This is a genomic window from Streptococcus timonensis (assembly GCF_900095845.1).
Taxonomy (GTDB): Bacteria; Bacillota; Bacilli; order Lactobacillales; family Streptococcaceae; genus Streptococcus; species Streptococcus timonensis.
In genome coordinates, this window is record NZ_FMIX01000003.1 from 280,748 (window position 1) to 295,026 (window position 14,279).

The window sequence follows — 14,279 nt, forward strand, 5'->3', positions numbered from 1 at the left end:
GGCGTCCGTTTGCTTTATAAGGAGACGAGTTATGGTATTTACAGCTAGAAGTCCTAAAATAAATATAGAAGAAGTTCGTAGTGTATCTAAATTAGAAGGCAAAGCACTGACTAAAAAAATGCAACGAGATCAAGAGTTAGAAGCTATTATTCGTGGAGAAGATCAACGTGTTTTGTTAGTAATTGGACCATGTTCATCTGATAATGAAGATGCCGTAATTGAATACGCTAAACGCTTGTCAGCCTTACAAGAAGAAGTCAAAGATCGTGTCTTTATGGTTATGCGTGTCTATACAGCTAAGCCTCGTACTAACGGTGACGGCTATAAGGGCTTGATCCATCAGCCAAATGCTAAGGAAGCTCCAAGTCTTATTAATGGGATTAAGGCAGTTCGTCAACTTCATTATCGTGTTATCACAGAAACAGGGATGACAACAGCAGATGAAATGCTTTATCCAGAAAATCTTCCTCTGGTGGATGACTTGATTTCTTATATGGCAGTTGGTGCACGATCGGTAGAGGATCAACAGCACCGTTTTGTAGCCAGTGGAGCTGATTTCTCGACAGGATTTAAAAATCCAACTTCAGGAAATTTAAATGTTATGTTCAATGGTATTTATGCTGCTCAGAATAAGCAGAGCTTCCTTTTCTTAGGAAAGGAAGTAGAGACTACGGGTAATCCTCTGTCTCACGCTATCCTTCGTGGAGCCCTTAATGAATACGGGAAAAACATCCCTAACTACTACTATGATAATTTACTAGATACTATTGCTCAGTATGAAGAAATGGGCTTGGAAAATCCGTTTATTGTTATTGATACCAACCATGATAACTCAGGTAAGAAATATCTAGAACAGATTCGTATTGTTCGCCAAACCTTAATCAACCGAGCTTGGAATGAAAAGATTAAAAAATATGTACGTGGTTTCATGATTGAATCCTATTTAGAAGATGGACGTCAAAATGAGCCAGAGGTCTTTGGGAAATCTATCACAGATCCTTGCCTTGGTTGGGAGAAAACAGAAACTCTAGTTCGAGAAATCTACCAAACACTAGGAGAATAAGATGGTATTTATCGAAAAAGGTCAAGAAATCGATATTCAATCGTTAAAGGCTGATACACAGCTATCTGCTGAAGCCTTGCATCATAAGAATAAGCGTGATCAGGAATTGGCAAATATTATTGCTGGTAAGGATGACCGTCTTTTATTGATATTAGGACCATGCTCGTCGGATAATGAAGAAGCTGTTTTAGAGTATGCTCGTCGCTTATCTCGATTGCAGCAAAAAGTAGCCGATAAAATCTTTATGGTCATGCGTGTATACACAGCCAAACCTCGGACTAATGGGGATGGCTATAAGGGATTGGTTCATCAGCCAGATACATCAAAAGCACCAAGTTTAATCAATGGATTACAGGCAGTTCGTCACCTTCATTATCGGGTTATTACAGAGACAGGATTGACAACGGCAGATGAAATGCTCTATCCATCAAATTTAGTGATGGTTGATGATTTGGTAAGCTATCATGCGGTGGGAGCTCGGTCGGTTGAGGATCAGGAACATCGTTTTGTAGCATCAGGTATTGATGCTCCAGTCGGCATGAAAAATCCAACATCTGGTAATCTAGCTGTTATGTTTAATGCTATCTATGCAGCGCAAAATAAGCAAACTTTCCTCTACCACGGACAAGAAGTAGAGACTTCAGGAAATCCTTTGTCACATGTCATTCTTAGAGGTGGCCTAAATGAGTATGGGGACAACAAACCCAACTTTTATTATGAGACCTTACTAGACTCTATTGAAGGCTATGAGGAGATGGGTTTAGAAAATCCATTTATTATTATTGATACTAATCATGATAATTCAGGTAAAAAATACCTAGAACAAATTCGTATTGTTCGACAAAGTCTTTTGAATCGTGAATGGAATGAAAAAATCAAGAAAACAGTTCGTGGTTTCATGATTGAGTCTTACCTCGAAGATGGACGTCAAAATCAGCCTGAAATTTTTGGATGTTCCATTACAGACCCTTGCTTGGGCTGGGAAAAAACAGAAGCCTTAATCGAAGAAATTTATGCTACTTTAATAAAATAAGAGAAAAGGATGGAGTTGGGGGGATCTCAACTCTTTTTGATAAAAATGATACTTGGATATGGAATCGATATTGAAGAATTAGCTTCTATACAAAATGCAGTTGAAAAAAGAGAAGGTTTTGCGCAGCGTGTCTTGACAGACAAGGAAATGTTGCACTTTGCCAGTCTCAAAGGTCGCAGACAAGTCGAATATTTGGCTGGTCGTTGGTCAGCTAAAGAGGCTTTCTCAAAGGCTATGGGAACGGGAATTGGGAAGCTAGGCTTTCAGGATTTGGAAGTTTTGAACAATGAGAAGGGAGCTCCTTACTTCAGCAAATCCCCATTTTCAGGAAATGTTTGGTTATCGATTAGCCATACAGAACAGTTTGTGACAGCTAGTGTTATTTTGGAGGAAAATCATGAAAACTAGTCCACATAGACCGACAAAGGCATTGATCAATCTAGGAGCAATCCGCTACAATATTCAACAAATGGGAGCACACATTCCTAAAGGCACCCTCAAATGGGCGGTTGTGAAAGCCAATGCCTATGGACATGGAGCGATAGCTGTTGCAAGAGCTATCCAGGATGGTGTAGATGGCTTTTGTGTGTCAAATATTGATGAAGCCATCGAACTCCGTCAGGCAGGTATCGCTAAGAAAATTCTTATTTTGGGAGTATCTGAGGTTGAATCTTTTTCATTGGCTAAGGATTTTGATATTACCTTGACAGTAGCTGGTTTGGAGTGGGTTCGTACTTTGTTAGCTAGTCAATCAGATTTATCTGGTTTAAAAATCCACTTAAAAGTCGATTCAGGGATGGGACGAATTGGTTTTAGAGATGCAAGTGAAGCTCGAGAAGCCCAATTTTTACTTCAAGAACATGGAGCTTATGTTGAAGGGATTTTTACTCACTTTGCGACAGCAGATGAGCAGTCTGAGGCCTACTTTGACCAACAATTGAAGTGTTTCAAAGCTATTTTAGCTGAATTTAAAAACTTACCAGAACTAATTCATGCTAGCAACTCGGCAACGACTCTTTGGCATGCAGAAACAATTTTCAATGCAGTCCGTATGGGAGACGCCATGTATGGGCTCAATCCTAGTGGAAAAGTTTTGTCTTTACCCTATGATTTAATCCCAGCTTTAAGTTTGGAGTCTGCTATTGTACATGTAAAAACTCTTCCAGCGGGTGCTTGTGTAGGCTATGGGGCTACGTATGAAGCTGATAGTGAACAAGTGATTGCTACTTTGCCAATTGGCTATGCTGATGGATGGACAAGGGATATGCAGAATTCTTCAGTTTTGGTGGATGGACAATTGTGCCCTATTGTTGGCCGAGTATCTATGGATCAAATAACCATTCGTCTACCTTATATTTATCCATTGGGAACGAAGGTGACTTTAATTGGTTCAAATGGTGATAAGGAAATTACGACAACAGATGTAGCGACCTATCGAGGAACTATCAATTATGAAGTTGTTTGTCTCCTAAGTGATCGTATCCCGAGAGAATATTATTAAGAACAGAAGGAAAGGAGAGTAGGATGAATTTACACCAACCCTTGCATGTCTTGCCTGGAGTGGGACCAAAATCAGCAGAGAAGTATGCCAAATTAGGTATTGAAAATCTGCAGGACCTTTTGCTCTACTTTCCTTTTCGTTATGAAGATTTCAAGAGCAAGCAGGTTTTAGAACTAGAGGATGGAGAAAAGGCAGTTCTTTCTGGTCAAGTTGTAACTCCAGCTAGTGTTCAATATTACGGATTTAAACGAAATCGACTACGTTTTAGTATGAAACAGGGAGAAGTCGTTTTTGCGGTCAATTTTTTCAATCAACCCTATCTAGCAGATAAGATAGAGCTTGGTGCGACACTAGCGGTTTTTGGGAAATGGGATCGTGCCAAGGCTAGTCTCACCGGTATGAAGGTTTTGGCTCAGGTGGAGGATGATCTGCAACCAGTCTATCGTTTGGCTCAAGGAGTTAGTCAGACGGGATTGGTTAAAGTGATTAAGACAGCCTTTGATCAGGGATTGGATCTCTTGCTTGAGGAGAATCTTCCTCAAACATTGCTTGATAAATACAAGCTTATGCCACGTGGACAAGCTGTGCGTGCCATGCATTTTCCAAAGGATTTGGCGGATTATCGTCAAGCCCTTCGTCGGATTAAGTTTGAGGAACTTTTCTATTTCCAAATGCAATTGCAAACCCTAAAATCAGAAAATATGGTTCATGGAAGTGGTCTAGTCATAAACTGGTCTCGTGAAAAATTAGAAAAAGCAAGGGGAGATCTGCCTTTTGCCTTAACCCCAGCTCAGGAAAAAAGTTTGCAAGAAATTTTGACTGATATGAATTCTGACCGTCATATGAATCGCCTTCTACAAGGGGATGTCGGCAGTGGTAAGACAGTTGTTGCAGGGTTAGCTATGTATGCTGCTGTGACAGCAGGCTACCAGGCTGCTCTAATGGTTCCAACAGAGATTTTGGCTGAACAGCACTTTGAGAGTTTACAGGAACTATTTCCGGATTTAAGACTAGCTCTTTTGACAGGCTCTTTAAAAGTTGGAGAAAAGCGCCAAGTTTTGGAAAAGATTGGCAAAGGTGAAATTGATTTTATTATCGGAACCCATGCCCTGATTCAAGATGGTGTAGATTACGCTAGGCTGGGTTTGATTATTATTGATGAGCAACACCGCTTTGGTGTAGGTCAAAGGCGCATCCTGCGAGAAAAAGGAGACAATCCTGATGTCCTCATGATGACGGCGACCCCTATACCACGTACTCTGGCTATCACAGCTTTTGGAGATATGGATGTGTCCCTTATTGACCAGATGCCAGAAGGTCGAAAACCGATTATCACGCGTTGGATTAAACATGAGCAACTGCCTCAGGTTTTGACTTGGCTAGAGGGAGAAATTCAGACAGGTTCTCAAGCTTATGTTATTTCTCCATTGATTGAGGAGTCTGAAGCTCTTGATTTGAAAAACGCTATTGCTTTATCGGAAGAATTGACGGTTCATTTTTCTGGTAAGGCAAGAGTAGCCCTCTTACATGGTAAGATGAAAAGTGATGAAAAAGACCAGATTATGCAAGAATTTAAAGAGAAGAAAACTGATACTCTTGTTTCGACAACGGTTATCGAAGTTGGTGTCAATGTCCCAAATGCGACAGTCATGATTATCATGGATGCCGACCGTTTTGGGCTTAGTCAACTCCATCAGCTCAGAGGTCGAGTTGGTCGGGGGCATAAACAGTCATATGCTGTTCTTGTAGCTAATCCCAAGACAGATTCAGGTAAGGATCGCATGAGAATTATGACAGAGACTACTAATGGCTTTGTCCTTGCTGAGGAAGATTTGAAAATACGAGGTTCTGGTGAAATATTTGGAACTAGACAATCAGGTTTACCAGAGTTTCAAGTTGCAGATATTATCGAAGACTTCCCAATTCTTGAGGAAGCTCGTAAGGTTGCTAGCTATATCAGCTCCCTCCCTAACTGGCAAGAGGATCCAGAGTGGTATATAATAGCTCTGAATCTACAAAAGAAAGAACATTTAGATTAAGCATTTTCTAAGAAAACTATAAGGTATGTTTTAGATAAAGCGCCTATACTAGAATCATCAAAAAGAAATGAGGACTCTCATATGATGATTAAGGTAAATGATTAAAAAACATTTCAAGTGAAACAAGTACCTTCTCCTAAATACTAAGAAAAAGAGCGGAAACGCTTTTTTTCTATAAAGTGAGCTTAGACTAGGAATTAAAATAATTATCGGACTAGTCTATTTACTATTGTGGTAAAGGTTGCTATAATGAAGAAAACGAATCAATACACTTCTGAAAGGAGTTCGCATGACATTAGAGACAAGAAATGTTGCAATTCAGGATACATATGGGGAAAGATTTCAACACTGTTGGGGTTGTGGACCTAAGAATGATTTAGGATTGCATTTGAAAACTTATCCAAGTGTAGAGGGCACAAGCTGCATTAGTCGTATCAAGGTAGACCAGCAGTATACAGGAGGTGTCCCTGCAAATCTATTTGGTGGCATGATTGCTGTGATTTTTGACTGTCATGGAACAGCGTCTGCTGCATGGTTTGCTCATCATCAAAAGGGTTTGGAATTGACAGCCGAAACAGTTATCGGACGCTTCATCACAGCTCATTTAGAAGTTGATTATCTCAGCCCAACCCCAATTGACGATGAGATTGTCGTTACTTCAACATTGGAGGAACTAGGGGAAAGAAAAGCCATCGTTTCTATGGAAATGTCAGTGGCAGGTAAAGTGCGTGCAAAAGCTAAAATGGTTGCCGTAGCAGTTAAGGACAACATGTAAACGTATAGATAAGCTAGTGAGAGCAAGGATTTGCTCTCACTTTTAGTTGTGCGATATAAACTGAAAATTAATCACAGATTTTTAAGAAAGAGTCTACTTGAAACTACTTTTAGTCTAACTTGAAATGAAAAAATAACCTAAAAAAACTTTCTGATTTAGGGTCATTCTTGCATTGCATTTCTAGATGTGATACAGTTATGATAACGGTTGCAAAAACAAGGAGAATTTTATGAAAAATCCAGCATTTATAGAAGAAATGAAAACGTATAGAGGGCGAGATGAAGTGCCACTTGATTTTGACGCTTTTTGGGATGGTGAAATTAAAAAGTTGTCGGCTTTGCAAGACTATCAATTAGAGGAACGTGATTTTCATATTCCAAATGTTAAGTGTTATGAACTAACTTTTAAAGGGACTGGTAATGGAATCGTCTATGCACGAGTCGTTTTACCTAAGTTAGATAAGAAGGTTCCTGTTATTTTCCATTTCCATGGTTATATGGGTCGTGGTTGGGATTGGACAGATATGCTGGCTTTTACAGTCGCTGGTTATGGTGTTGCATCTATGGATGTCAGAGGGCAGTCTGGTTACTCTCAAGATGGTATGTGTTCTCCTCTAGGGAATACCGTTAAAGGACAAATTATTCGAGGAGCTGTAGCAGGAAAGGACCAGTTGTTCTTCAAGGATGTTTATCTAGATATTTATCAGTTGGTTGAAATTATTGCAAGTCTTCCTCAAGTTGATGAAGAACAACTATCTAGCTATGGAGCATCTCAAGGTGGGGCTTTAGCTATAGTTGCAGCAGCTCTAAACCCTAAAATCAAGCGTACAGTTTCCATCTATCCATTCTTGTCTGACTTTAGACGAGTGTTAGAGATTGGAAATACTAGTGAAGCTTATGATGAGATCTTTAGATATTTCAAATTTCATGATCCTTTCCATGAAACGGAAGAGAAGATTATGGCAACCTTGGGTTATATCGATGTGAAAAACTTTGCCCATCGTATTAAGGGTGAGGTTCGCATGATTACGGGGCTAGATGATGACGTCTGCTACCCAATCACTCAATTTGCTATATACAATCGTCTAACTTGTGAGAAGAGTTATCGCCTTATGCCTGAATATGCGCATGAAGCTATGAATGTTCATGTCAATGATCAAGTTTATAATTGGTTGTGTGGTAGTGAGATACTTTTTACCTATGTAGGGCAATAGAATAGTTTTGAATATCCCTATAGCTTCGATTGAAGTGGAATCTATAGTACAACAGAATTGAGTTTAAATATAGATGTGCTAGTTGATAAATCTGCTTTTTATAAATAAAAAAACAGTAGCAACTGAAACTACTTTCAGAACAAATTGTTACACAACATTATTTTGAAACTTCAATCTATTGTAGAACAAAATATTGAAAGCGTTTTTAAAATGGTATATAATGAGAACATAAGAAAAGAGAAAAGGAGGAAAGTGGATGCCAAAGATTACTAAAGAAGCTTTGATTGAGCAGATTAAAAATGGAATCATCGTTTCTTGTCAGGCACTTCCTCACGAACCGCTTTATACAGAAGCGGGAGGGGTAATTCCCTTGCTGGTCAAAGCGGCTGAGCAAGGTGGAGCAGTAGGTATCCGAGCTAATAGTGTTCGAGATATTAAAGAAATTAAGGAAGTAACCAAACTTCCAATTATTGGGATTATCAAACGTGATTATCCTCCGCAAGAACCATTCATCACTGCTACTATGAAAGAAGTTGATGAATTAGCAGAACTTGACATCGAAGTTATTGCTCTTGATTGTACCAAACGAGAACGTTATGATGGTTTGGAAATTCAAGACTTTATCCGACAAGTCAAAGAAAAGTACCCAGATCAACTCTTGATGGCTGATATCAGTACCTTCGATGAGGGATTGACAGCAGTAGAAGCAGGAATTGATTTTGTTGGTACGACCTTATCAGGCTACACATCTTACAGTCCAAAAGTAGATGGCCCAGATTTTGAATTGATTAAAAAACTCTGTGATGCAGGGGTGGACGTCATCGCAGAAGGAAAAATTCATACGCCAGAACAAGCCAAGCAAATCCTAGGTTATGGAGTGCGAGGAATCGTTGTTGGCGGTGCCATTACTAGACCAAAAGAAATCACGGAACGTTTTGTTTCGGGTCTTAAGTAACACAATCTTTAAAAAGCTGAGGAGAGTGGTTGATGAGTAGACAAAAATGAAAACGTATACAATAACGCTATTTCCCATTATCCAAATTGGATATCGTCATTATAAATAAATTTAGGAGAATACAAATGAAATTCAGAAAATTAGCTTGTACAGTACTTGCGGGTGCTGCGGTTCTTTCTCTTGCTGCTTGTGGTAAAACAGACGCTAACAAAGATGCGGCTAAATCAGGTGGCGACTCTGCTGCTGCAACTACAGAAATTACTTGGTGGGCATTCCCTGTCTTCACACAAGAAAAAACAGGTGACGGTGTTGGAACTTATGAAAAATCTATCATCGAAGCTTTTGAAAAAGCAAATCCAGATATTAAAGTTAAGCTAGAAACAATCGACTTCAAATCTGGACCTGAAAAAATCACTACAGCAATCGAAGCTGGAACTGCTCCAGACGTACTCTTTGACGCACCAGGACGTATCATCAATTACGGTAAAAATGGTAAATTGGCTGAGTTGAATGACCTCTTCACAGACGAATTTGTTAAAGATGTAAACAATGATAATATCATCCAAGCAAGTAAAGCTGGTGATAAAGCTTACATGTATCCAATTAGTTCTGCACCATTCTACATGGCTATGAACAAGAAGATGTTGGAAGATGCTGGTGTAGCTGACCTTGTTAAAGAAGGTTGGACTACAGATGACTTTGAAAAAGTTTTGAAAGCTCTTAAAGACAAAGGATACACTCCAGGTTCATTGTTCAGTTCTGGTCAAGGGGGAGACCAAGGAACACGTGCCTTCATCTCTAACCTTTACGGTGGTTCTGTAACAGATAAAGAAGTAACTAAATACACAACTGACGATCCTAAATTCGTTAAAGGTCTTGAAAAAGCAACTAGCTGGATTAAAGATGGTTTGTTGAACAACGGTTCACAATTTGACGGTGGTGCAGACATCCAAAACTTTGCAAATGGTCAAACATCATACACAATCCTTTGGGCACCAGCTCAAAACGGTATCCAAGCTAAATTATTGGAAGCAAGTAAAGTTGAAGTGGTAGAAGTTCCATTCCCATCTGATTCTGGTAAACCAGCTCTTGAATACCTTGTAAACGGATTTGCAGTATTCAACAACAAGGATGAAAAGAAAGTTGCTGCAGCTAAGAAATTCATCCAATTCATCGCTGATGATAAAGAGTGGGGTCCTAAAGACGTAGTTCGTACAGGAGCATTCCCAGTTCGTACTTCATTTGGTAAACTTTACGATGACAAACGTATGGAAACAATCAGTGGTTGGACTAAATACTACTCTCCATACTACAACACAATCGATGGATTCGCTGAAATGAGAACTCTATGGTTCCCAATGTTGCAATCCGTGTCTAATGGTGACGAAGAACCTGCTGCAGCTTTGAAGACATTCACTGAAAAAGCAAACGAAACTATTAAAAAAGCAGCAAAAAAATAAGTCCTAAATAAACCTTACAGTCCCCCCTTTTCCCTGTGAACATTCGTACACGAAAAGGGGGACTTTTGTTTGAAAATGTAAGCAACTGACAAATCAAAATTAAAATGAAGTTCTTACATAGGCTTATCGTGGAAAAAATTTCATTTTGATTTTACATCAATGTCAGGTGACAAACAAAATAATAAAATAATTGAAAGTGAGGTACCGACAGTGAAAGTCAATAAAATTCGTATGCGGGAAACAGTGATTTCCTATGCTTTCTTAGCACCAGTGCTAATCTTCTTTACTGTCTTCGTTTTAGCTCCAATGATTATGGGGTTCATCACTAGTTTCTTTAACTATTCGATGACAAGCTTTGAATTTATAGGATTGGACAACTATATCCGTATGTTTAAAGACCCAGTCTTTGTAAAGTCTTTAATCAATACCGTTATCTTGGTTATTGGTTCTGTACCTGTAGTTGTACTCTTCTCGCTCTTTGTAGCATCGCAAACTTACCAACAAAATGCTGTTGCTAGATCTTTCTATCGTTTCGTCTTCTTCCTCCCTGTTGTAACAGGTAGTGTTGCCGTAACGGTTGTATGGAAATGGATTTATGATCCTCTATCAGGTATTTTGAACTTCGTGCTTAAGTCAAGCCATATCATTAGCCAAAACATTTCTTGGTTAGGAGATAAAAACTGGGCTTTGATGGCGATTATGATTATTCTTTTGACAACATCAGTTGGTCAACCAATCATTCTTTACATCGCAGCAATGGGAAACATTGATAACTCTCTTGTTGAAGCAGCGCGTGTCGATGGAGCAACTGAATTACAAGTTTTCTGGAAGATCAAATGGCCAAGCCTTCTTCCAACAACTCTATATATCGCAATCATCACAACCATCAACTCATTCCAGTGTTTCGCTTTGATTCAGCTTTTGACTTCTGGTGGTCCAAACTACTCAACAAGTACACTTATGTACTACCTGTATGAAAAAGCTTTCCAATTGACTGAGTATGGCTATGCCAATACTATTGGTGTATTCTTGGCAGTTATGATCGCTATCGTCAGCTTTGTTCAATTTAAAGTACTTGGAAACGACGTAGAATACTAATAGAAAGGAGACAGCTATGCAATCTACACAAAAGAAACCTTTAACAGCCTTCACTGTTATTTCAACCATCTTCTTGCTCTTATTGACTGTACTGTTTATCTTTCCATTCTACTGGATCTTGACAGGTGCATTCAAATCACAACCGGATACCATTATGATTCCACCACAATGGTTCCCTAAAGCTCCAACAATGGAGAACTTCCAACAATTGATGGTACAAAACCCAGCAATCCAATGGATGTGGAACTCAGTATTCATTTCATTGGTAACAATGTTCTTGGTTTGTGCCACTTCATCCCTAGCTGGTTATGTATTGGCTAAGAAACGTTTCTATGGTCAACGTATCCTCTTTGCTACCTTTATTGCTGCCATGGCTCTTCCAAAACAAGTTGTCCTTGTGCCATTGGTACGTATCGTTAACTTCATGGGAATTCACGATACTCTTTGGGCAGTTATTTTGCCGCTTATCGGATGGCCGTTCGGGGTCTTCCTTATGAAACAGTTTAGTGAAAATATTCCAACAGAATTGCTTGAATCTGCTAAAATCGATGGTTGCGGTGAGATTCGTACATTCTGGAGCGTAGCCTTCCCAATCGTGAAACCTGGATTTGCAGCTCTTGCAATCTTCACCTTCATCAATACATGGAATGACTACTTTATGCAGTTGGTAATGTTGACTTCTCGTAACAACTTGACGATCTCACTAGGGGTTGCAACCATGCAGGCTGAAATGGCAACCAACTATGGATTAATCATGGCAGGTGCTGCCCTTGCAGCTGTGCCAATCGTAACAGTCTTCTTAGTATTCCAAAAATCATTTACTCAAGGTATTACTATGGGAGCGGTTAAGGGTTAATCGAGAGTATTTGATTATTTTGATACATTCTACAATTAGAAATAGTATCATAGAGAAGAGAGTAGAATATGATTTTTGATGATTTAAAAAATATAACCTTTTACAAAGGACTTCATCCGAATTTAGATAAGGCTATTGATTATCTTTATGAACACCGCAAAGATGCTTTCGAATTTGGAAAGTACGATATTGACGGAGACAAGGTCTTTCTAGTAGTTCAAGAAAATGTTCTCAATCAAGAAAAAAATGATCGCTTTGAATACCATAAAAACTATGCAGACTTGCATTTGTTGGTTGAAGGGCATGAATACTCAAGTTACGGTTCTCGTGTTAAGGACGAGGCAGTAGCATTTGATGAAGCAAGTGACATTGGCTTTGTTCACTGTCACGAACAATACCCATTATTGTTGGGTTATCACAATTTTGCAGTCTTCTTCCCAGGGGAGCCTCATCAACCGAACGGTTATGCAGGCATGGAAGATAAGGTTCGCAAGTATTTGTTTAAAATTTTAATTGATTAGTAAGTTAGGAGGAGCAAGCAATGGCACAAAAAGGGTCAGGCCTAATTAAAGCAGCATTTGATACTGATAATTTTCTCATGCGTTTTAGTGAGAAAGTCTTAGATATTGTGACAGTTAATCTACTCTTTGTTGTGTCTTGTTTGCCAATTGTGACTATTGGGATAGCCAAGATTAGTCTTTACCAAACAATTTTTGAAATTAAGAAAAGTAGACGAGTTCCAGTATTTAAAAGCTATATTAGAGCCTTTAAACAAAATTTGAAATTAGGTCTGCAATTGGGTCTATTGGAGTTTGGAATTGTTCTGATTAGTGTTCTTGATCTATATCTGTTTTGGGGACAAGAAGGTCTTGTATTTCAGTTGCTGAAAGTGATCTGTCTAGGGATTTTAATCTTCCTGACCTTAGTGATGTTAGCAAGTTATCCTATCGCAGCTCGTTATGAATTAGCATGGAAAGAGGTTCTTCAGAAAGGTTTGCTTCTAGTAAGCTTTAACTTTCCTTGGTTCTTCCTCATGCTTGCAATCCTCTTCTTAATTGCTATGGTTCTATATCTATCAGCATTTACTCTTCTACTTGGGGGTTCAGCATTTTTACTATTTGCTTTTGGTCTTCTCGCTTTTTGGCAGGCTGGATTAATGGAAAAATTGTTCGCAAAGTATCAAGCTGAATGAAATAGGTATGAAACTACTTTCAATTGAAAAAATTTTCAAACACTAAGAAGAAATTAAAATCTAAGTGACCGGGAGATATTGAAAGCCATTTTTACAAAGTGTATACTAATACAGTGAAAATTAATCTGCCCAGTGCAGAAAATAAGAAATCTTAGGAGAAATCTATGTCAGATTTGAAAAAATATGAAGGTGTCATTCCAGCCTTCTATGCATGTTATGATGATGCGGGAGAAGTTAGCCCAGAACGTACACGTGCTTTGGTTCAATACTTTATTGATAAAGGTGTTCAAGGACTTTACGTTAATGGTTCTTCAGGTGAGTGTATCTACCAAAGTGTAGAAGACCGTAAATTGATCTTAGAAGAAGTTATGGCAGTTGCCAAAGGTAAATTGACGATCATTGCTCACGTAGCTTGTAACAATACCAAAGATAGTATTGAACTGGCTCGTCATGCAGAAAGTTTGGGAGTAGATGCTATCGCAACAATCCCACCAATTTACTTCCGTTTGCCTGAGTACTCAGTTGCTAAATACTGGAACGATATCAGTGCTGCTGCACCAAACACAGACTATGTTATCTACAACATTCCTCAATTGGCAGGTGTTGCTTTGACTCCAAGTCTTTACACAGAAATGTTGAAAAACCCACGTGTCATTGGTGTTAAAAATTCTTCAATGCCAGTTCAAGATATCCAAACATTCGTTAGCCTTGGTGGCGATGACCATATCGTCTTTAACGGTCCAGACGAACAATTCCTAGGCGGACGTCTCATGGGAGCAAAAGCTGGTATCGGTGGTACTTATGGTGCTATGCCAGAACTCTTCTTGAAACTCAACCAATTGATTGCGGATAAAGACCTAGAAACAGCGCGTGAATTGCAATACGCTATCAACGCTATCATCGGTAAATTGACTGCAGCCCATGGGAATATGTACTGTGTGATTAAAGAAGTCTTGAAAATCAATGAAGGACTTAACATCGGATCAGTTCGTTCTCCACTTACACCAGTGACCGAAGAAGATCGTCCAGTTGTAGAAGCAGCTGCTCAATTGATTCGTGAAACTAAGGAGCGTTTCCTCTAATCAATAGGAGGC

The 14,279-nt window shown here is 39.1% G+C and carries 14 protein-coding genes; all 14 read left to right on the top strand.

The window, feature by feature from the left end; all coding sequences use genetic code 11:
• The first annotated feature begins 31 nt into the window (after positions 1-31).
• The 14 genes from BQ2679_RS02475 (at position 32) to BQ2679_RS02540 (ending at position 14,267) form a co-directional block, all read left to right on the top strand.
• The gene (locus BQ2679_RS02475) at positions 32-1,063 is read left to right on the top strand and encodes a 3-deoxy-7-phosphoheptulonate synthase (RefSeq protein WP_075565829.1); all 1,032 of its coding nucleotides are present in this window, start codon (positions 32-34) and stop codon (positions 1,061-1,063) included.
• 1 nt (position 1,064) lies between these two features.
• Positions 1,065-2,096, top strand: a complete 1,032-nt coding sequence (locus BQ2679_RS02480) for a 3-deoxy-7-phosphoheptulonate synthase (RefSeq protein WP_075565831.1) — start codon at positions 1,065-1,067, stop codon at positions 2,094-2,096.
• 45 nt (positions 2,097-2,141) lie between these two features.
• Complete coding sequence (gene acpS, locus BQ2679_RS02485; RefSeq protein ID WP_142324039.1) at positions 2,142-2,504, top strand: holo-ACP synthase; 363 nt, start codon at positions 2,142-2,144, stop codon at positions 2,502-2,504.
• The gene (gene alr, locus BQ2679_RS02490) at positions 2,494-3,597 is read left to right on the top strand and encodes an alanine racemase (RefSeq protein WP_075565835.1); all 1,104 of its coding nucleotides are present in this window, start codon (positions 2,494-2,496) and stop codon (positions 3,595-3,597) included. Before acpS ends, alr begins: the two co-directional genes overlap by 11 nt.
• A 23-nt stretch (positions 3,598-3,620) precedes the next feature.
• Positions 3,621-5,636 (top strand): ATP-dependent DNA helicase RecG, encoded by a 2,016-nt coding sequence (gene recG, locus BQ2679_RS02495; RefSeq protein ID WP_075565837.1) that lies wholly within the window; start codon positions 3,621-3,623, stop codon positions 5,634-5,636.
• 289 nt (positions 5,637-5,925) lie between these two features.
• Positions 5,926-6,411 (top strand): acyl-CoA thioesterase, encoded by a 486-nt coding sequence (locus BQ2679_RS02500; RefSeq protein ID WP_006154562.1) that lies wholly within the window; start codon positions 5,926-5,928, stop codon positions 6,409-6,411.
• Positions 6,412-6,640: 229 nt separating this feature from the next.
• Positions 6,641-7,624: an acetylxylan esterase gene (locus BQ2679_RS02505; protein WP_075565839.1), complete on the top strand. Its 984-nt coding sequence runs from the start codon at positions 6,641-6,643 to the stop codon at positions 7,622-7,624.
• 256 nt (positions 7,625-7,880) lie between these two features.
• Entirely contained in the window at positions 7,881-8,579 is a 699-nt protein-coding gene (locus tag BQ2679_RS02510; RefSeq protein WP_075565841.1) for an N-acetylmannosamine-6-phosphate 2-epimerase, read from the top strand.
• Between the two features lie 125 nt (positions 8,580-8,704).
• Positions 8,705-10,039 carry an ABC transporter substrate-binding protein gene (locus BQ2679_RS02515; RefSeq protein ID WP_075565847.1) on the top strand — a complete coding sequence of 445 codons (1,335 nt, stop codon included), beginning with the start codon at positions 8,705-8,707 and terminating at the stop codon, positions 10,037-10,039.
• Positions 10,040-10,270: 231 nt separating this feature from the next.
• Positions 10,271-11,137 (top strand): carbohydrate ABC transporter permease, encoded by an 867-nt coding sequence (locus BQ2679_RS02520; RefSeq protein WP_075566090.1) that lies wholly within the window; start codon positions 10,271-10,273, stop codon positions 11,135-11,137.
• A 16-nt stretch (positions 11,138-11,153) separates the two neighbouring features.
• Positions 11,154-11,993 (top strand): carbohydrate ABC transporter permease, encoded by an 840-nt coding sequence (locus BQ2679_RS02525; protein ID WP_075565849.1) that lies wholly within the window; start codon positions 11,154-11,156, stop codon positions 11,991-11,993.
• A 68-nt stretch (positions 11,994-12,061) separates the two neighbouring features.
• Positions 12,062-12,514, top strand: a complete 453-nt coding sequence (locus tag BQ2679_RS02530; protein ID WP_075565851.1) for a NanQ anomerase/TabA/YiaL family protein — start codon at positions 12,062-12,064, stop codon at positions 12,512-12,514.
• A 20-nt stretch (positions 12,515-12,534) separates the two neighbouring features.
• Positions 12,535-13,185, top strand: a complete 651-nt coding sequence (locus BQ2679_RS02535; protein WP_075565853.1) for a YesL family protein — start codon at positions 12,535-12,537, stop codon at positions 13,183-13,185.
• A gap of 164 nt (positions 13,186-13,349) precedes the next feature.
• Positions 13,350-14,267 (top strand): dihydrodipicolinate synthase family protein, encoded by a 918-nt coding sequence (locus BQ2679_RS02540; RefSeq protein WP_006149428.1) that lies wholly within the window; start codon positions 13,350-13,352, stop codon positions 14,265-14,267.
• Positions 14,268-14,279: the final 12 nt, after the last annotated feature.